Source organism: Rhodococcus sp. NBC_00294 (genome assembly GCF_036163995.1).
Taxonomy (GTDB): Bacteria; Actinomycetota; Actinomycetes; order Mycobacteriales; family Mycobacteriaceae; genus Rhodococcoides.
The window spans coordinates 328,595-348,653 of the sequence record NZ_CP108043.1; the positions used below are offsets into that span (position 1 = coordinate 328,595).

15 protein-coding genes are annotated in these 20,059 nt (G+C 69.7%); 12 read left to right on the plus strand and 3 right to left on the minus strand.

Annotated features, from left to right (window positions below; all coding sequences use genetic code 11):
- The first annotated feature begins 139 nt into the window (after positions 1-139).
- From OHB23_RS01485 to OHB23_RS01500, 4 genes are all read left to right on the plus strand, one after another.
- A complete protein-coding gene (locus OHB23_RS01485) occupies positions 140-1,393 on the plus strand; it encodes a YibE/F family protein (RefSeq protein ID WP_056443987.1) in 1,254 nt (417 codons plus the stop codon).
- Positions 1,394-1,548: 155 nt separating this feature from the next.
- Positions 1,549-1,803 (plus strand): acyl carrier protein, encoded by a 255-nt coding sequence (locus OHB23_RS01490; protein WP_027506958.1) that lies wholly within the window; start codon positions 1,549-1,551, stop codon positions 1,801-1,803.
- Positions 1,804-1,809: 6 nt separating this feature from the next.
- Entirely contained in the window at positions 1,810-3,006 is a 1,197-nt protein-coding gene (locus OHB23_RS01495) for an acyl-CoA dehydrogenase family protein (protein ID WP_027506959.1), read from the plus strand.
- A gap of 2 nt (positions 3,007-3,008) precedes the next feature.
- The gene (locus OHB23_RS01500) at positions 3,009-3,953 is read left to right on the plus strand and encodes an amino acid--[acyl-carrier-protein] ligase (protein ID WP_328810696.1); all 945 of its coding nucleotides are present in this window, start codon (positions 3,009-3,011) and stop codon (positions 3,951-3,953) included.
- 1 nt (position 3,954) lies between these two features.
- On the opposite strand, the gene OHB23_RS01505 is transcribed toward OHB23_RS01500, so the two are convergent.
- From OHB23_RS01505 to OHB23_RS01515, 3 genes are all read right to left on the minus strand, one after another.
- Positions 3,955-6,372 (minus strand): glycosyl hydrolase 2 galactose-binding domain-containing protein, encoded by a 2,418-nt coding sequence (locus tag OHB23_RS01505; RefSeq protein ID WP_328810697.1) that lies wholly within the window; start codon positions 6,370-6,372, stop codon positions 3,955-3,957.
- On the minus strand, positions 6,369-7,373 hold the full coding sequence (locus OHB23_RS01510) for a DUF1839 family protein (RefSeq protein WP_442973008.1): 1,005 nt from the start codon (positions 7,371-7,373) through the stop codon (positions 6,369-6,371). Before OHB23_RS01510 ends, OHB23_RS01505 begins: the two co-directional genes overlap by 4 nt.
- Positions 7,374-7,452: 79 nt before the next feature.
- Positions 7,453-8,433: an Hsp70 family protein gene (locus tag OHB23_RS01515; RefSeq protein WP_222650764.1), complete on the minus strand. Its 981-nt coding sequence runs from the start codon at positions 8,431-8,433 to the stop codon at positions 7,453-7,455.
- Between the two features lie 472 nt (positions 8,434-8,905).
- Here OHB23_RS01515 and OHB23_RS01520 point away from each other — a divergent pair, with 472 nt between their 5' ends.
- The 8 genes from OHB23_RS01520 (at position 8,906) to OHB23_RS01555 (ending at position 20,058) form a co-directional block, all read left to right on the plus strand.
- Complete coding sequence (locus tag OHB23_RS01520; RefSeq protein WP_328810698.1) at positions 8,906-9,988, plus strand: glycosyltransferase family 4 protein; 1,083 nt, start codon at positions 8,906-8,908, stop codon at positions 9,986-9,988.
- Positions 9,985-11,142, plus strand: a complete 1,158-nt coding sequence (locus OHB23_RS01525) for a glycosyltransferase family 4 protein (protein WP_027506965.1) — start codon at positions 9,985-9,987, stop codon at positions 11,140-11,142. The genes OHB23_RS01520 and OHB23_RS01525 overlap by 4 nt, the downstream gene beginning before the upstream one ends.
- Positions 11,132-12,517 (plus strand): lipopolysaccharide biosynthesis protein, encoded by a 1,386-nt coding sequence (locus OHB23_RS01530; protein WP_328810699.1) that lies wholly within the window; start codon positions 11,132-11,134, stop codon positions 12,515-12,517. Before OHB23_RS01525 ends, OHB23_RS01530 begins: the two co-directional genes overlap by 11 nt.
- Complete coding sequence (locus OHB23_RS01535; RefSeq protein ID WP_027506967.1) at positions 12,514-13,515, plus strand: CgeB family protein; 1,002 nt, start codon at positions 12,514-12,516, stop codon at positions 13,513-13,515. The genes OHB23_RS01530 and OHB23_RS01535 overlap by 4 nt, the downstream gene beginning before the upstream one ends.
- Before the next feature lie 36 nt (positions 13,516-13,551).
- The gene (locus tag OHB23_RS01540; RefSeq protein WP_051613634.1) at positions 13,552-14,958 is read left to right on the plus strand and encodes a hypothetical protein; all 1,407 of its coding nucleotides are present in this window, start codon (positions 13,552-13,554) and stop codon (positions 14,956-14,958) included.
- Positions 14,949-16,946, plus strand: a complete 1,998-nt coding sequence (locus tag OHB23_RS01545) for a Wzz/FepE/Etk N-terminal domain-containing protein (RefSeq protein ID WP_328810700.1) — start codon at positions 14,949-14,951, stop codon at positions 16,944-16,946. Before OHB23_RS01540 ends, OHB23_RS01545 begins: the two co-directional genes overlap by 10 nt.
- Before the next feature lie 68 nt (positions 16,947-17,014).
- Entirely contained in the window at positions 17,015-18,709 is a 1,695-nt protein-coding gene (locus OHB23_RS01550) for an alpha/beta hydrolase (RefSeq protein ID WP_328810701.1), read from the plus strand.
- Complete coding sequence (locus tag OHB23_RS01555; RefSeq protein WP_027506969.1) at positions 18,706-20,058, plus strand: glycosyl hydrolase family 28-related protein; 1,353 nt, start codon at positions 18,706-18,708, stop codon at positions 20,056-20,058. The genes OHB23_RS01550 and OHB23_RS01555 overlap by 4 nt, the downstream gene beginning before the upstream one ends.
- The last annotated feature ends 1 nt before the right edge of the window (position 20,059 follow it).

Here is a 20,059-nt window from a genome sequence, read left to right on the forward strand (position 1 = left end):
GCCGAACGGCCCCCCACCCCCCCGGTGGGCCGCTCGGTCGGTGGCGGGGGACACCCCCCCTGCTTCCCCGCCACCCGCTTTCGTCCCGCGCCGCTCGCGCCCCCAAATCCTTGTCCGCGCCACCGTTAGTGTTGGCGTCGTGACACACGGCCACGGACACAGCTCCGGTCCCGCCCCCATCGGGAAGATCGCTGCGAGACTGGTGCTCGGCATCCTCGCCGTCGTCGGCATCGCCGCGATCGTGGGCGTGGTGCTGCTGTGGCCCAGCGATCGCACCGTCGAGGTCCCCGCGCCGTTCCAGAGCGCGGCCGGCGGCGTCGTGGCCACCGAGTACGGCACCGTGGTGTCCCAGGACATCGGTCCGTGCGGCAGTTCGTCCAACGGTCGCGTCTTCAGCGGCGCCCCCACTCCGCCCACCGTCTCGGGCTTCGAGTGCAATCGGAGCATCGTCTCGATCGACACCGGCGTGAACGAGGGCACCCGCACCCTGCTCGAGGTGACGCCGGGGCCGGGCACCCCCGATCTGCGCGTCGGCGAGGAGATCCGCCTCGTCCGCGGCACCGACGACAGCGGGACCGCGATCTACGGGTTCGACGACTACTCCCGCACCACGCCGCTGCTGCTGGTGGTCGCGGTCTTCGCCGTCGTCATCTGCGTGGTCGCACGGTGGCGCGGGCTGCGCGCCCTGCTCGGACTCGGTCTCGCGCTCGGAGTGCTGGTGGGCTTCGTGCTCCCCGCGATCCTCGACGGCCGGTCCGCCATCCTCGTCGCCCTGGTCGGCGGCACCGTCATCCTTTACGGCGTGCTGTATCTGGCGCACGGGCCCAATCTGCGGACCAGTTCGGCGTTGCTCGGCACCGTGGTGTCGATGGGTGTCGCCGCGGGACTGTCCGAAGCGGCCATCAGGCTGACCCGGGTGACCGGTCTGTCGGAGGAACAGAACACCGACGTGCAGGCCTATCTCGACCATGTCAGCATCACCGGGCTGCTGCTCGCCGGGTTCATCATCGGATCGCTCGGCGTGCTGAACGACGTGACGATCACCCAGGCGTCGGCAGCCTTCGAACTCGCGGCACTCGATCCCGACGCCACCCGGCGGTCGATCTTCACGTCCGCGATGCGCGTCGGGCGGGACCACATCGCCAGCACCGTCTACACGCTCGTCCTTGCCTATGCGGGTGGCGCGCTGCCGCTGTTGCTGCTCTTCAGTGTCGCCGGCCGCTCGTTCGGCAACGTCCTGACCGGAGACGCGGTGGCCATCGAGATCGTCCGCTCGTGCGTGGGCGGCACGGCGCTCGCGCTCTCCGTTCCGCTCACCACCGCGATCGCCGTGATGCTCGCCCGGCCGCCCCGCGGACGCGCCCCCGTGAGCGGTCGGCACTCCGCGCGCTGACGCTCGACCGCGCATCGGGAAACTTCACAGAGTTCGGCCACGAGGTATGCACTGGCACTACAAAACATTCTCCTGTATTGTTTCAGTGGGTTCGGGAACCTGCGCGTTTGTTTGACGCAACTTCGCAGAGCACGACGACTATGTGAGGACACACAATGAACACTCTGGCCGCAGAGGACGTCGACCGTATCCGCCGGGTACTCGACAAGTACGGAAAGCTCCCGGTCGCCATCGACGCAGTCGCCAACGACGCCGATCTGTACGACGCAGGTCTGACGTCGCACGCGAGCGTCAATGTGATGATCGGCCTCGAGGACGAGTTCGATGTCGAGTTCCCGGATCGCCTGTTGCAGAAGGCCACGTTCGCGAGCGTCTCGGCCATCGCCGACGCCGTCGCAGAGCTGGCGTGATCTGAGATGACCACACTCGAGGCTCCCTCCGCCCTTCCCCCCATCGATCCGGACGCGCCCGCAGGCCTGGCGCAGATCCCGCTCGAGGACGTGCTCGCCGTGGTGCGCAGCAACGCCGAGCTCGTCGACCGTGAGGCTCGCTTCCCCACGGAGTCGGTGCAGGCGCTCAAGTCCGCGGGCCTGCTCTCCGCGTCGGTTCCGACGTCGCTGGGGGGCGCCGGACTCACACTCACCGAACTCGCGACCGTGGGCCGCGCTCTCGGTGGAGAGTGCGCGTCCACCGCGATGATCTACGCGATGCACCACACGCAGGTGTTGTCGCTGACCCGCCACGGCATGGAGTCCCCGGTCATCCGGGAGTTCCTGGCGAACATGGTCGTGGAGCAGCCCCTCGTGGCCTCCGCCACCACCGAGATCAACATCGGTGGCGACGTCCGCACCAGCGGGTGCGCGGTGGAGTACGACGGCGACCGCTACACGCTCACCAAGAATGCCCCCGTCATCTCGTACGGCGAGTACGCCGACGTCATCCTGGCCACGGCCCGTCGGTCCCCCGACGCAGCGCCCAGCGATCAGGTGCTCGTCGCGTGTCAGCGCGAGGACGTCACGCTGCAGAAGACCGGCACGTGGGACACCATGGGCTTCCGCGGTACGTGCAGCCCCGGCTTCATGCTCCGCGCATCGGGTTCGGCGGAGTGGGTCGTTCCCGCCACGTACAGCGACATCTCGGCCCAGACGATGCTGCCCTCGGCACACGTCCTGTGGGGTGGCGCCTGGTTGGGCATCGCCGACGCCGCGGTGCGCAAGGCTCGCAAGTCCGTGCAGAAGCTGGCCCGCAAGACGCCCGGTGTCACGCCGCCGTCCGCCGCGCGCCTCGCCGAGCTGCTCGTGGTCCATCAGCAGCTGTCCGACACCGTGTTCACGGCCGCCGCGAAGTTCGACTCCATCGCCGACGATCCGGCTGCGCTCAGCGCCATCGGTTTCGCGCTGCAGATCAACAACGTCAAGGTCACGGCGTCCGATCTGCTCATCGACATCGTCGCCCGCGCGCTGCTCATCTGCGGCATCGCCGGCTACCGCGAGGACAGTGAGCTGCGCATGAGCCGCCACCTCCGCGACTCGCACGGTTCCGCGATCATGGTGAGCAACGAGCGCATCCTCAACCACAACGCGCAGCTCTCGCTCGTCTACAAGGGGATCTGACCATGACCTCCACACTCGACCGCGACGTGGTCTCCGACCTCGATCTCGCTCGTGCCGATTTCCGCGATCAGCTCGTCGGCGCCGGTCTCCTCGTCCCCAGTTCCCTCGACGGTCTCTACGGCCGCTCGGGCGAGTTCGAGGACATCGTCGATCTCATCGACTCCAAGGTGAAGGCCGCAGGCGCTGCCGCACACGGAGATGCGCTGCGCCGCTTCCGGTTCCCGCCGGTGTTCCCGCGCGATGCGTTCGAGAAGACCGACTACATCGCCTCGTTCCCCAACCTCACCGGTGCCATCACCACCTTCTCCGGTGACAACAAGGCCCATGCCGAGCTGCTCGCGGCACGGTCCGAGGGCAAGGACTGGGACCACTGGCTCGAGTCCGCCGGCACCATGCTGGTGTCGGCCGCGTGCCACCCGTCCTACTCCATGCTCACCGGTCAGCTTCCCGACGGCGGCACCATGCTCGACGTCTACGGGTACTGCTTCCGCCACGAGCCCGCCGTGGATCCTGCTCGCATGCAGGCGTTCCGGATGCACGAGTTCGTCCAGGTCGGCACGCCCGATCAGGCAGTGGAGCACCGTGAGTCGTGGATCGAGCGCGGCATGACGGTGCTGTCCGACCTCGGGCTCGACGCCTCGCCCGTCATCGCCAACGACCCGTTCTTCGGTCGGGCGGGACGCATGCTGGCCGCGAACCAGCGCAACGAGAACCTCAAGACCGAGCTGGTCGTGCGACTCTACGGCGACCTCGACGAGGGCACCGCGGTGGTGTCGTGCAACTGCCACCGTGACCACTTCGGCCAGACCTTCGACATCCGCACCGCGGACGGCAACGAGGCCCACAGTGCCTGTGTCGGTTTCGGTATGGAGCGCATCGCCCTCGCGATGGTGCGTACTCACGGCCTCGACACCTCACAGTGGCCGGCGTCGCTCCGCCTGAGCTGATCTACCTCTCGAGAACCGTCACCGTCGCCCTGGCTGTGCTGTTCACCGCTCGGACATGCCCTCGCGGCGTGGTCGAACCCGAGCGTGGCAGCAGAGTCAGGGCGCGGCTCGTTCCGGGGGCGAGGTGGAACCACGAGTCGGACGCCCGGTAGCCGTCCACGTCCACGCACACGTACTGCGCGGCATCCGTGCACGCGACGGTGAGGGTCCACCGGCCGTCGCCCTGCGGGGCCGCCGACGCGGTGAGACCCACCGAGTTCTGCAGCGGGAGCAGCCCGTTCTCCACCAGATGCACTGCCTCGGCGAGCACGGTGCCCTCCGGGGCGGCCAGCACGACACTCACCGCGTCGACGGTGCGCGACCCGAATCGGTGAGCGTGCGTCATGTCGGTGAACCTGCCGACGACACCGTCCGCGGTACCGGTCCACGACGAGTGGGCATCGAGAGCGAGCTGCCGAACACCCTCGGCAGCAACGGCTCCCGTGCGCTGATGCGCCCGCACGGTGAGTGTTCCGGCGACGGGATCCGCGCCGTCGTTCATCACGTCGAGACGAAGCCCGTCCATCCCCTCGTCCGTCACGAGGACGGTGATCGGTGCGCTGGCCCGCGCCACCGCGTACCAGGGCGCCTTGGCGATGCCGGTGCTGTCGGTGAATCCCCACCCCGCGCCCGGCTCGAGGTCGCGGAGAGTCAGCACCAGCGCTCCCCCGCAACCCGAGTCCACCTGCCTCCAGAACCCGAACGACTGCGTCACCGCCTCACAGACGGCCGCGCGACCCAGGTCGAGGTAGCGCTCCGGATCGTCGCGGCGCACCGCGGACGGCTCCACGTCGAAGAGAGTGCGCACGTAGTGGTCTCGCACGTCCTCGAAGTCCCACGACGCTCCCCGATCACGCGGAACCGTGGCCTTCCAGCGCGGATCGTGGCCCGCCGGATGGGCCGAGCCGAACACGGAGTCGACGACGCGCCGCTCCGGGGGCACGGAGAACGCCAGGCACTCCGTCGCGAATGCCACCCGGGCGTACCGCACGTCCGAGAGAGGTCGCAGGTAGCCGCCGATGCCGAAGTAGTGCGCGAAGCCGGAGCCCACGTGGGTGGCGAGGTCGCCGCCCGACGGGGTGGACGGGACGTACGCGACACCGGAGAAAGCGTGCACCACGTCTGGGATGATGCTGTCCAGCAGCGGTATCCGTGACTCGTCCGCGGCGAGCCCGAGCATCGTCGGCTGCTGGTACGTCTCGCTACCGCCGCTCACCACCACGAGTGAGGGCCCGCCGGCGGTCGCGAGCATCGCCCGGACCTCGTCGACGACGGCGGACTCGACGGCAGGATCGTCCGGTGGATCGATGGTCGCCAGCATGACGTCCTGCCACACCATGATGCCCAGTTCCGAACAGAGCGTGTGGAACTCGGCCGACTCGTAGACCATCGTGCCCGTCAGTCGCACCATGTTGAGCCCGGCCTCGACGTACGAGGTCAGGGTGTCCCGCAGGTGGTCGAGATCGTTCTGCAGCGTGATCGGGTCGAGCGGGACCCAGCATCCGCCGCGGCAGAAGACGGGCACCTCGTTCACGAGCAGCGTCGTGTCGCGCAGTGCGCTCGAGCGGAACCCCACTCGGAAGTGCACGACGTGACCGTCGACGGTCACGGTGACGTCGTGGAGGGTCGGATCACCGTGCGTGTGCGGCCACCACAGGGCCCGCTCACCCGCGTCGATCTCGTCCGTCACTCGTCCGTCGGCATCGGCCGAGAGCTCGAACACACTGTCGCCCAGCTCGATCCGCACAGCAGCGCCGGTCGTGGCCGTGCCGTCGACCTGCAGGACGCAGCGTCCGTCCCGCACCAGCCCGCGCACCGTCACGGCAGGGACGTCCACGGCGACACAGCGCACGGCGCGCCAGGGTCCGACAGGAGCCGGGGCGCCGGTGAACACGGGGGCGCGGCCGAGCATCGAGGTGCGGACCCACCGCAGGCCCTGCGACGAGATCATGGACGATCGCCACCGGCCGCGCGGGCGGCGCTTCGCCAGTGCCGCGTCGAGCGAACGGCAGCACAGCGCGATCGAGACGGTGCCGGCGACGAGGGCCTCGACGGTGACGGGAACGAACATCGACGTGCTGGTGGTCGTCAGCGTCCCGTCGACCCAGACCTCCGTGAGGGTGGCGATGCCCTCGAGATGCAGCCGTATCGACTCCGTCCCGTCCGGCACCGACACCTCGGTGCGGAACCACCAGTCGCGCCCGTCGAGGTCCTCGATCGGCAGCCCCGCCGCGGCCAGCGCGCCGGCGACGGTACCCGGAGCCCGTGCGGGCACAGCAGTATCGGTGTCCGGGAGACCATCGGGGCTCTCGACGGCACCGGCATCGGTCGACAGAAGCGTCCAGTGTGCGTCGGCCAGCAGATCGAGCGGCGCGGTCACAGCGCCGAACGCACTGCGTCCATACCGCGCTGCCAGGCCGCTGCCATGCCGGCCATCGAGTCACGCACGTCGACGTCGCGTCCCCGAGCGGCTCGCGCCATCCGGAACTGCACGGATTTGGCGCCGGACGCCACCTCCCGGAAGGGCTCGGCGGCAGCAGCCGCACCCTCGACTCCGCGGCGTTCGAGGTACTCGGCCAGGTCGGCCGCGAGTTCGGCGGTGGAGCCGCACTGACGGAGGGTGCCGAACGACCACAGGTGGAAGAAGTCCGGGCCCGCCTGCTGGATCAGCGCGACGTCCTCGACGACCCGCTCGCCGAGGCGCTCCACCGGGTTGCCCGCATCGGCGCGCTCGAGGTGAGCACGCACCACCTGCAGGTCGTGATCGTCGGTCTCCGGACCGGCGGCCAGAGCGTCACGGTCGACGACGACCCGTTCGACGTAGGGCGGCAGCGCCACCGTTCCGGGAGCGAGCGACCGAGCGAGTGCGCCGTCGAAGTCGTCGCCCTCGAGGCGGAACAGACCGGCGTTGTGGAAGTAGTCGAGCCGGCGCGCGTCGGCATCGATGGCCGTCGGCACGATCGTCGTCTTGGTGTGCTCCCGGCCGTAGCTGGTGCCGTCGGTGTCGGGGAGGTAGAAGGCGTCGATCTCGACCGTGCTCAGCACACCGTCGTGCATGTTCTCGATCAGGTGCTCTCCGAACGGCTTCCAGATGTTCATCTCGGAGACGTCCACCCCGTAGAGGAGGCGGAGATCCTCGGGCTGGAACTTCACGAAGTCCCACTGCCGGCCGTCGAACCCCGCGCTGAGGGCGAACGCCAGTGCGGGTGTCGGATCGGCGCCCATCGCGTGCAGCAGTTCGATCCACAGGTCGACGTAGCAGTTGGTCTCGGACCACGTGCGCTCCGACGAGTGCAGGGAGTGCGATCGGTACGTCGCGAGATCGAGGTCCGCGGGCAACGGGGACCCGCCCACCGGCGTCGCCGAGAGATTCACCGTCACTGCTCCTCCATTGGTCGTCGACACGAGGTGTCGGCCCACGCGTTCACATCACGCACGACAGTAGCCGCGAGAGAGGTGATCAGAACCCCCCGAAGTCCCCGCCACCACCGAAGTCCCCGCCACCGAAGTCCCCGCCACCGCCGAAGTCCCCGTCGGTCTCGTCGGCGAACGGGTCGGCGGTGGTGGTGACGGGCGGCGGGACTCCACGCGACCCGACGGGCGCCACCGCGCTGGTGGGTGCCACGGACGGGGTGCTGACCGTGGCGGGGTCCATCGGCTCGGGCATCGAGGTGAAGGCCCACGCCGCGGCGCCCGCCATGACGGCGCACGAGAAGGCGAGGACGAGGGCGACGGGGACCCTGCTGCGCTTCGGATCGGGCACCGGTTCCCCGCCCACGTCGACGACGTCCGCGGGCGCCGACGCGTCGGGCTCGCGTTCCGGCTCGGCGGGGGCGGCCGCGAAGGCGACGGTCCGATCCGTGGACGAGGGCTCGGGCGCCGGCGCCGGTACCGACACACGCGTCGCGCGCGGGTCCAGCGCGGTGAGGACCGGAACGCCGAAGCGTTCCGCGGCGGCGATCGACAGGATCGGGATGGGCGAACCGCCCCCGACGAGGATCACCGCGTCGAGGTCGCGCTCGCCGAGAAGCGACGCCGCGGTGTCGAGCGAGAGGTCGAGCAGAGGGCGAACCGCGGTCTCGAACTCCTGACGCGTGATCAGTGTGGTGCCGCCGCCGGGGGTGCGCGCGACGGTCGCGGAGGACAGCGACTCCTTCACGCGGCGGCAGAAGACGATGACGTCCGTGTCGTCCGCACCCTCGGCGGGGCGCTCCAGAATGCCGCGGTCGACGATGTGATCGAGCACGATGTGATCGAAGACATCCCCGCCGGCCACCGAGGAGTCGACGGAGCCCAGGACCGCCATCTCGTCGACGTCCACGAGGCTCGCCGTCGCGCCGCCACGGCCCAGGTCGTAGAGCAACACCGTGGTGAGACCGGACAGAACGCCCGAATCGACCACGTCCCGAGGGACCGACGTCACAGCTTCGGTGTCGGACATCCGTCGGCGCTTCCTCTCTGTGGGTGGTCATTCCCCTGCGTTGTCACTTGTCACAGCCCTGTTCACGTCGCACCCGCTTCGAGCGCAGGAACCGGACAGCTCCTGCTGTATGGCGCCCAAAAGAATCTTCCGGTATGTTAAACGATGAAATAGGGAACTGCGAGATCGATACCGGTCGTGGATGCGACCGGGCACACCTTACTGCCAGGTAGGGCCCCAGGGCGACTGTCAGTGGCACATCGATCGCAGAAATCCCTCACCGAGCAGCGTGTCGAGCGGGGCCGACGCGCACGGCCGAGCTTCGCCGATGCAGACGCGGCGCACCGGACGCTCCGATCCAGAAGTTTGGTTCGGAGTCACAAACCCGGCGCCGTGGACGCACCGACGAGCACCGGACCGAGACGAAAGGCTGTCGACCCCGATGATCCCCGCACCCGCTACTCGTGACCGCACGGCCACGGTGCAGGTACACATGACCGGCGCCGAGTGGTTCGCCGACTCGCCGGGTGGCCTCAACCGCTACTTCACCGATCTCTACGTCGCGCTCTCCGCCCTCGACGGTGTCAGCGCCTCCGCGTCCGCGTTCGGCGACTCCAATCTGGACGACGGCCACCACGGCACGTCCTCGTGGGGGCCCTCGACGGGTTCCACGCTCTCGCGCGTCTGGTCGGCCCTCTCCGCCGATCGCGGTCTGCCGAGGAACACGGTGATCGACCGCCACTTCAGCCTCTTCGGACGCCCCACCGTCGGCCTGCGCGGCGCGCACCCGTCGGTGGCGCACTTCCACGGACCCTGGGCCGCCGAGAGCGCCATGTCCGGCGAGAGCGATCTGGTGGTGCGCGCCAAGTACTGGGTCGAGCGTCTGCGCTTCCTCGACGTGCGCCGGTTCATCGTGCTGTCGGGGCACTCCGCCCGCATCCTCACCGAGGACTACGCCGTCGATCCGGCCGCGATCACGATCATCCCGCCGGGCGTCGACCTGGACCGTTTCGCCGTCACCCCGGCACCGAGCAACGCTCGCCGCACCGTCCTCTGCGTGCGCCGACTCGAGCGCCGCATGGGCATCGACCGGCTCGTCGCGGCCTGGCCCGCGGTCGCGGCGGACCACCCGGACGCGCAGCTCGTCGTCGTCGGGACCGGCACCGAGGAGGCGGCACTGCGCAGCCAGGCCGCCGAGTCCACCGCCGGCGACTCCATCGTCTTCACCGGCCGGACCAGCGACGAGCGCCTCGCAACGCTCTACGCCGAGGCCACCGTCTCCGTGGTCCCGACCCTGAGCCTCGAAGGCTTCGGGCTCATCGCCCTCGAGTCCTGCGCCAGCGGACGCGCCCCCGTCGTGACCGACTGCGGCGGCCTGCCCGACGCCGTCGCGGGCCTCGATCCCTCCCTCGTGGTGCCCGCCGGCGACGTCGACGCACTCGCCCACCGCCTGTCCACCGCGCTGAGCGGCGACGTGCCGAGTGCCGCCGCGTGCCGCGCCCATGCCGAGTCGTTCTCGTGGGAGTCCTCGGCTCGCCGGCACGTCGACGTGTACCGAGAGTTGGTCCAGCGATGACCCGCGCACTGTTCCTCGCCCACACCGCGGCGCCGTCCGGCGCCGAGATCGCGCTGCACCGCCTGGTGCGCGCCATGGACAAGACCGAGGTCACCGTCGTCTTCACCGAGACGGGTCCGATGGTGGACAAGCTCCGTGCCGACGGCATCGACACCGTCGTCGTGGACGGCGCGTTCGACAGCCGCTCCGTGACCATCGAGGGCATGTCCGTCCGCCGCATGATCGGCGGAGTCACCGGCCTGCTCCGGCTGGGGTGGGCCGTGGGCGCCGTCGTTCGCGAGTCGGGAGCCGACGTGGTCGTCGCCGAGTCGTCCAAGGCGTTGCTCATGGGCACCATCGCCGCTCGGCGAGCGGGCGTGCCCCTGGTGTGGCACTCCCACGACCGCATCTCCCGCGAGTACTTCGGCACGCTGTTCACCGCCGTCCTCCACGTTCTGGGTTGGACGGCGTGCCGCGGCTTCATCGCCAACAGCACGTCCACACTGGCCTCGCTGCCCACCTGGCGTCGGCCCGCCGTGGTCGCCTACCCCGGCGTCGACGGGTCGGCGGACCGCCCGGTGGGTGCCCGCCCCGAGCAGTCCGCTCCCGCGGACACGGTGCTGTGTCTGGTCGCCCGCCTCACCCCGTGGAAGGGACACGTCCTCTTCCTCGAGGCGGTCGCGGCGATGACCACCCGGCCGGCGCACGTCTTCCTCGTCGGCGGCACCTTCTTCGGCGAGGAGCCGTACCGCGCAGAGCTCGAGGCCATGGCCGCCGAGCTCGACCTGCCCGTCACCTTCACCGGCCACGTCGACGATCCGCGGGACTACATGCGGATGTCCGACGTGCTGGTCCACTGCACCCTGACGGCGGAACCGTTCGGTCAGGTCGTGGTCGAGGGCATGCTCGCCGGCTGCGCCGTGGTCGCGTCGCGGCCCGGCGGACCCGCAGAGATCGTCGAGCACGGTGTCAACGGCATGCTCGTCGACTCCGGCGACCGCGCGGGCCTCACCGCCATGCTCGATCGCGTCGTCGCCGACCGTGACCTGCGGACGCGCCTGTCCGCCGCCGCGCCGGCCCGTGCCGCGCACTTCGACATCGAGGAATCGGCCCGCACCGTCGAGAGCTTCCTCGAGGACGTCCTCGACACCGTGAGCGTGCGTCATGGTCGGTGAACTCACTCGTGGCGGGTCGCGCGGCGGCCCCACCACCGAGCCCCCGAAGCACCGCCGTGGATCGCTGCACAAGTTGTCGGCGGTACGCGACATCGCCTTCGTCAGCTTCGGCAAGTACGGCCAGTACCTGGTCACGATCGTCACGCTGCCGCTCACGGCCCGCATCCTCGGCACCGAGGGGCTGGGTCTGCTCGCGATCGCGATGTCGGCGTACTTCATCGGCTCACTGCTGGTCGACTTCGGCATCACCACGTTCCTCGCGGCGATGGCGAACGACGAGAACCTCAACCAGCTGCGTGGCAACTACCTCGCGCTGCGCGCCACGGTGCTCGCCGTGATGGGCACCGGGCTGCTAGCGAGTCTCCTGGTCGGTGCGCACGTCCACCTGCACATGATCCTGCTCGGCCTCTTCGCCGGCGGCTTCGCGTCGTTCGGTGATGACTGGGTGCTCGTGGCCCAGGCCCGCTTCGGCATCGGCGTGGTCTACCAGGGCATCGGCCGCATCCTGTACCTCGTGCTGCTGGTGACGCTGCTGCCGATGTTCCCCAGCGCCGCGGTCGCGATGCTGTGCCTGCTGGCGTCGTCGGTGGTGTCCGTGGCCCTGACCTGGCGGCTCACCATCCGCGAGTTCGGCCCGCCGAGCAAGCCGAAGGACGTCACCGCGATGGTCCGCATGGGCGTGCCCGTCCTGACCTCGCGGTTGCTCATCACCAGCTACGGCCAGGGCGCCGCGACCTTCTACTCCGTGGCGCTGTCCGCGGCGTCGCTCGGCATCTTCTCCGCGAGCGACCGGCTGATCCGCGCGTTCCAGTCGCTGCTCGACGCCATCGGCTACGGCCTGCTGCCGCGGCTGGCCCGCGGCCGGGAGGACCACTTCTGGCAGAACGCACTGCGCGGACTGACCGCGTGCGTGGGTGTGGCCGTCGTGGCCACCGTCGGGCTGTGGGTGAGCGCGCCGCTGCTGATCTCGCTGGTGTTCGGCGATCAGTTCTCGTCCGCGGTGGACATCATGCGCGTGCAGGTGTTCATCCTGCCCTTCACCGCCATCACCTCGTTCGTCACCACCGCGATCCTGCCGGTCCGCCAGGACACCAAGGGAGTGCTGATCGGCGCCGTCGTCGGCACCGTCTTCGCCGCGGGAGCGCTGGCCACCGCGCTGTCCACCGAGTCGGTGTGGGCGCTGGTCTACGGCACGCTCACCTGCGAGGTCGCAGTCGCGGCCTGGTACCTGTTCCGGGTGCGCATGCTGCATCGCCGCAACGACGATGCGCTGCACGCGGAATCGGAGGCACCCACCGTGCCGATGGCCGTGGTCGCCTCCGATGCCCCCACCGTTCCCCTCGCCGTTCGCCGCTTCCGGGAGGCAAGTCGATGAAGATCCTGTTCCTCGGAGACGACTGGATCGGCAGCAACGCCCGGTCCATGGCCGACGGGTTCCGCGAGGCCGGCCACACCGTGCTCGTCGTCGACACCACTCCGGTCGCGCTGCCGACCCGGCTGTCCCCGCCGTGGGTGTACAGCAAGCTCGGCCGCGGCCGCGCCCCCTGGGTGCTCGAGGCGCTGCACCGCCGCATCGAGGCGGCGGCAGCGCAGTTCCGCCCCGACATGCTGTTCGCGTTCCGCACCGTGCATCTCGACCAGGACCGACTGCTGGCTCTGCCGGCGGGTCTGCACGTGCACTACAGCCCGGACGACGTGTCCAACCCGTACAACACCACGCCGGAGTACCTGCGCCGCGAGGCCGACTGGGACCTCGTCGTCACCACCAAGCGGCACAACGTGCCCGAGCTGGAGTCGCGCGGCGCGAAGTCGACGCTCTTCGTCCACAGCGCGTACGACCCGGCCTGGCACCGTCCGACCGCCCGTCGTGATCCGGCCGAGTACCTCGTCGGCTTCATCGGTGCCTGCCGACCGGACCGCCGCGACTCGATGGTGGAGCTCGCCCGCACGCACGGCTCCGCGATGACGGTCCAGGGTCCGGGATGGCGACGCGTGTCCGCGCTGCGGACGACGTCGGCTCACATCGGCGGCGCCGTGTACGGCGAGGGGTTCTCGGTGGCGGTGTCGGCCGTGCTGGCCAACCTCGTCCTGCTGAACTCGGACAACCGCGACACCCACACGTGCCGCACGTTCGAGGTGCCCGCGGCCGGCGGTCTGTTCGTCGGTGAGCGCACGGACGAGCACATGGCGCTGCTGGAGGACGGACGGGATTGCCGTCTTTTCTCCAGTTCGGACGAACTCGATGACATCCTGGCGTGGTGCCGCACCGAACCTGATGCAGCCAGAGAGATGGCGGAGCGCGGCCGGCTGCGGATCGTCGGTGATCACCACGCGTACGTGGACCGAGCACGGGAGATGACCGATGCGTTGTGACATCGTCGCCCTGCGCCGCCCGACGGGGGCCGCGTCGTGACCGCCTACACCGCCGTCGCGCTCACCACTGCGGCCATCGTCGCCCTCGTCGTGTCCGCGATGTTCGTGCCGGGTGTCGCCAAGGTGTTCCTGCTGGCGCAGTCCGCCTACTGGTCGCTGAGTTACGTGGCGCGTCCCCTCGTCCTGCTGTGGACGCTCCCGCAGCCGCAGTTCGCGGACAGCCTGGCGGACCCGCGACTGGCGAACATCGGCTACGACATCGGCATCGCCGAGGTGCTGAAGCCCGTCGTGTTCGGTCTGTGGTTCTACGTGGCTCTCGTCGTCGGATACGTGCTGTTCCGTCGGTGGCGCCGGGGACCGCAGGAGCGGACCACCATCGGCGCGGCCGTCGCGGATCCGTACTTCTTCCGCAGCCTCGGCACCATCTACGTGCTGGGTCTCGGCGGACGCTTCGTGTCCTTCGCGACGGGCAACACCGGATCCGCCGGTGAGGTCAGCAGTTCCAACCCGCTCCTCGACTTCGCCGCCACGATGGCGACGGTGGGCGCCCTCGGCCTCATCGTCTTCGCGCGACCGGAGAAGCTGTGGCAGACCGCGGTCCTGCTGCTCGGCCTGATGGGCATGGAGCTCGTGTGGACCGTGATCGTGGAGTCCAAGACCCCCGTGCTCGGTGCGGCTCTCGCCGTCGCCGTGCGCTTCGCCCTCATCGGGTGGACGCGCGGGACCATCCTCGGCGTGCTCGGTATCTCGGCGGGCGCCATCGGCGCGTTCGGCATCCTGCAGTCGCTGAAGGTGGACCCCGAGGCCCGTGCGATCTCGGCGGCCGCCGAGGCCAGCTATCCCCCTGTCGTGCAACCGTTCCTGCCGATCCTGCGCCGCTTCGACCTCCTAGAGGCCGCGACGGACGCGTACTACATGCAGGGCCGGGAATGGATCTCGCACGGCGACGTGGTGAAGAACGCGCTCCTCAACTTCATCCCGTCCCAGCTCCTCGGATCGGAGAAGTTCCAGTCCGGCACCGCGTGGGCCAACCAGGTCCGTGGGTCGTCGGTGGACATGCGCAACGTGTCCGTCTCCCTGGCCGAGGGAAACATCAGTGAGGGCTTCGTGTTCGGCGGGTACGCCGGCGTGGCCGTCACCATGACCTTCACCTTCGTCATGGTGCTGGTCGCCGTTCGATGGCTCCTCGCGAGGAACTTCCTCTTCGTGGTGCTCGGGCTGACGCTCATCGAGTATCCCGTGCTGTTCGAGCGCGGGATCCTCGGGACGACCGAGTCCATCGGCAAATCACTCCAATTGGCAATTCTCGTGTGGATCGTGACGCTTCTCGTCGGCGAGTACTCCCGACAGTGCGCGGAGACACCCCCTCCGACCACGCACGTTCCCGACGACATCTCCACACTCGACCGCTCTTCGAGCAAAGGATCTGCATCATGGGTTTGATCGATTACGTGAACATCGCACGACGCCGGTGGATGACCATCCTGGCCTTCGTCGTGTTGGGAACGGTGGCAGCGGCGGCGTACACGTCGACGCTGAGCTACTCCTACACCTCCTCGAGCCGTCTCTACGTCTCGATGGCGACCGGCACCTCGGTGTCGGACGCCTACCAGGGCAACATGGCGGCGCAGCAGCGTGTCACGTCCTACGTGAACCTGGTGACCAGTGAGCGCGTCATGTCGGGTGTCATCTCCGATCTGCAGCTCGACACCACGCCGGCGGCTCTCGCGTCGACGGTCACCACGTCCTTCGCGCCGGCCACCGTGCTCATCGGCATCTCGGTGTCGGACACGACGCCGGACGGTGCGCGGGCGATCAACGACGCGGTGGTCACCGAGTTCCGTGATCTGGTCAACGAGATCGAGACCACGGAGATCGGCGCGGCTCCCGCGGCGAAGGTGACGGTCGTCGACCCGGCGACCACCCCGGCCGCCGTGGGCGGGCCCGCACCGATGCGCACCCTGCTCATGGGCGCCGTCGCCGGCATGCTGCTCGGCTGCGCTGCGGCGTACCTGCGTGACCGGCTCGACAAGCGCATCCGCACCACCGGCCAGGTCGCCGCGGTCGCTCCCACCACGTTCCTCGGTGACGTCAAGGCGGCCACGCGCACCGCGGACGCACGGCGCGCCGCACTGCGCCTCGACGCCTCGGTCGGCCGGACGACCCCGCACTCCATCGCGGTCGTCGGCGTCTCCCCCGCCGGCGGGTCGGACACCGTCCTCGCCCTGGCGCGTGCGCTCAGCGGACTGGGCCGCCCGACTCTCGTGGTCGACGCCTGCACCGACGGCACCGGAGTGTCGTCTCGCATGCAGAACGCCGGCGGGCTCGCCGATCTCGCACGCTCGCCCAAGCGGTCGGCCACCGATCTCACGCGGCCGAGCCAGGTCGAGGGTCTGAGCATCCTGCCCATGGGCGTGGGTGACGATCGGACCACCCTGTTCCTGGCCTCCCCGCGCTTCGGCACCATCGTGCAGAGCCTGAAGGCCGATCGTGACTACGTGGTGATCGACGCGACCTCGGTGGCGGACGCGACCGATGCGCTCGCCATCGCCGTGCACGTCGACCACGTCGTCGTGGCCGTCGAGAACGGCACCACCACCGCCGCGCAGCTCCGCGCACTGCTGACCGAGCTCGACAGCATCGGGGTCGCCGTGGCCGGAACCGTTCTGGTGCCGCACGTCTCGGCTCGCCGCTGGCCGCTGTCGCTGCTGAAGTCCTCCGCCGCGAAGGACGACGTCGTGCCCGCGACGTCGCCGAAGGCTGCTCCCGTGGCCGAGGTGCGCGACGTGCCGACCACCACCCGGACCACCACCGCTGCGCGTCCGACCGCACCGCAGTCCTACCGCGCGCCGTCGCCGGTCCACGAGTCCGAGTATCGGAACGACGACTACCGCGACCGCGACCACCGGAACGACGACCACCGCAATGACGGCTACCGCACCGACGGCTACCGGGACGATCACCAGGATCGCTGGGACACCGTCCAGCCGGCACCTCGTGCCGAGCGCGCCGCCCGTCCCGAGCCCCGCCAGGAGGAGCGTTACGACGTGGTCCAGTCGCCGGCGGACGCCGAGACCGACCGCTTCCACGCGGTGACGGCGGAGCCGATCGAGGTTCCGCAGGACGACGCAGAAGATGGTGTCGCGGAGAAGGGCTCGACCGAGTCCGAGGTGAACGACACCATCACCGCGGACGTCGAGGACGTCGACACCGACGAGTCCGAGACGGACGACGCCGACACCAGCGCGACGCCCGAGCCGGTCTCGATCACCAAGGCCGACACGACCACGCCGGCCGCGTCCGACAAGGCGGACAAGGCCGCGCAGGACACGACGGTCACGAAGACGACCCGTCCCGCGGAGCCCACCACCTCGCGGCCCGTCCGCCCTCGGACGCAGACCGGCCGCCGCACCTTCCGGGTCACCAAGTGACGCAGACCCTCCACTCCACCCGTATACCGAGCCCGATCGGCTCGTACTCCCGAGAGGACCGAGCACCCATGTCGACAACACCGACCTGGTTCGGATCGGACGGCCGTCGCCTGTTCGGCGTGGTTCACCTTCCCGAAGGCGACCACGCGCGCGCGGGCATCGTGCTGTGCCCGTCGATGGGCAAGGAGCACGTCGACACCTACCGTGGCCTCAAGCTGCTCGCGCAGGAGCTGGCCGCGGCAGGCTTCGCCGTGCTGCGGTTCGACTACCTCGGTGTGGGCGACTCGGGCGGCGACCAGAACGACGCTGCGGCGATGGACGGGTGGCTCGCGAGCATCGGGGACGCGGTGAGCCTGGTGCGCTCGCTCGGCTGCACCACGGTCTCCGCCGTCGGCCTGCGCGCCGGTGCCCTGCTTCTCGATCGCGCCGCCGACGCGGTCGGCCCGCTGCACACGGTCGTCCTGTGGGATCCGGTGCCGCGCGGCCGCGCGTACCTGCGCGAGCAGCAGGCGCTGTACCGGCTCGGTGTGGGCACCGACACCGTCGGAACCGACACCGACGACACCGATCTGCACACCATCGGGCACTCGCTGTCCACCGAGGCCGCGGCAGCGCTGTCCGCCCTCGAACTCACCGCGGCGTCACCCGCCGTGTCGCAGTGGATCTTCGCGCTGCGTGACGGGTACTCCTCGCCTCGGCTCGACAAGGCGATCGAGCGGTCGGGCGCGACGGTGCGGCACGTCGGCACGATGACCGAGTTCGTCACGCCCGAGAGCTTCCTGGTGCCGCTGCCGAACACGGCGATCCGCGCGGTCGTCGACATCCTCGACGGCGCACACGACTCCGCCCGCGACTGCGCGGTCGAGTTCACCCCGACCACCAGCGTCACGCACCAGGCGGGCGACGGGTCGACCTTCACCGAGCACATCGAGAGCATCGGTGCGCACGGCCTGTTCGGCATCCGATCCACTCCGGTCGGGACACCGGACTCCGCACCCACTCTGGTCTTCTGCGCCACGGCGAACGACACGCGCACCGGACCGGCGCGGCTGTGGGTCGAGCTCGCTCGCGAGGCGGCGCGCTCCGGTGCGTCCGCGCTGCGCTTCGACCGACGCGGAACCGGTGAATCGGAGGTGGTGCGTGCCGACGAGCACACTCCGATCTACTCGGCGGAGAGCGCCGACGACGTGGTCGCGGCCGCCCGTGCGGCGCATGCGGATCCGCGTCGCGTGGTGCTCACGGGCATCTGCTCCGGGTCGTGGAACGCTGCCCACGCCGCCACGGAGATCGGGGCCGGCGGCGCCGTCATGGTGAACGCCATCGCGTGGAGCTGGAAGCGCAAGAAGTCGACGCAGGGCGAGATCGATCCTGCAGATCTGGGCATCCCGCGGTCGGATCCGGCGTGGCAGAAGACGCCCCGGGCGCGCATCAAGAACGCACTGCAGACGCACCTGCCGTACCGGGCGTGGCGGCTGCTCGGTGTGCGCGGCGTGACCCAGGTTCCCGAGGTCATCCTGCGTTCGCTGGCGGACAACGACGTCGACGCCACCGTGATCCTGGCTCCGGCCGATCACCGCTGGTTCGTCGATCAGCGTGGGCCCGAGGGCCTCACGCGCATCCAGCGCCGCAGCGGCACCGTGCCGTTGATCGTCAGCGCGCCCGTCGGTGACCACTCGGCGTACCACGCCGACATGCGCCGCACGATCATCTCCTCGGTGCTCGCCCGGACCATCGAACCGCAGAGACAGCAGGTCACCGCGTGACCGCGAGTTCCTTCGGCCGGCGACGGCTGCTCACCGGCACCCTCGTCGCCGCCACCGTTCCGCTCGCGGTCGCGTGTTCGCGCGACGACGCCGAGTCGGTGCAGTTCCAGTCGCCGAACGTCACGGACACCCCGGCTGCGCGCAACGTGCGTGACTTCGGGGCGACGGGCGACGGCACCACCGACGACACCGAGGCGATCGCGCGGGCGTTCGAGGGCATCACCCAGGCCTCTGCGGTCTATCTGCCCGGCGGCACCTACCGGGTGACGGCGTGGCCGGCGATGGCCGACTACGCCACCGTGTACGGCGACGGCGCCGATGTCACCACCGTCCTGTACGAACAGAACGGCACTCTGATCGACCTGCGGGGACGCCAGCGCGTCAACTTCCGCCGGATGGGGTTCTTCACCACCGGCGCCACGTCGACGTGCTTCTCACTGTCCGCGTGTTTCCGCTGCTCGTTCGACTCCGTGACCATCCGCGGCAACCACTCGTCGTCCACGTTCCCTCAGTACGAGAACCAGCGCGGAGTGCTGCTGACCGACAACACGGGCGGCACCACGTTCACCAACTGCGACATCAACAACTACGGCATCGGCCTGACGTCGGAGTGCATCCAGAACTACGTGACGGCCTCGAAGTTCACGAGCAACCGCGTCGGGGTGCTCGGCACCGGTGGCGACTTCAACGCCGGCATGGCGTTCACCAACGTCGAGTTCGTGTCGGACAACGACCCGGACACGACGGATCGGCACGTCCGCGTCGACGGTCCCGCGAACGACTGGTGGTTCACCAACGTCTGGTTCGAGGGGTCCGAGGTGGCCCTGAGCATCGGCACGCGCGAGACCGGCGGGCCGTCCCAGTTCGGCATGGTCAACTGCAAGATCTCGGCGCGCACCACGTGTGTCGAGCTGCTGTACTGCCGGCAGCCCTACCTTGCCAACATCATCTTCGATCCGGACCCGAACAGCCGGCCCGCCGAGCTGGTCATCGACGCGGAGCACGTCCCGACGGGCACCGCGGTGAACCTGATCTCGGGCGTCAACGACGACGTGAACGGCGCGGTCTTCCCCGATGCGTGGACCGTGATCGGTCGCGGCACCATGTCGGGGCCCACCTTCACCAGCACGGTGGTCACGCGCACCGTGCAGGACGACGTCGACCTGCTGCAGGCGCGGGACAGCGGCGATGCCGTGACCGCCGCCGTCCTGTCCGACGGCACCTGGTTGTCCGACCGCCGCGAGGCGGGCGTGGTGCTCAAGGACGAGTCCAACGCGTACTGGCGTCTGGTGGTGGGGACGGACGGAACCCTGAGTACCGAGTCCCTCGGCACCGATCGGCCGCGCTGAC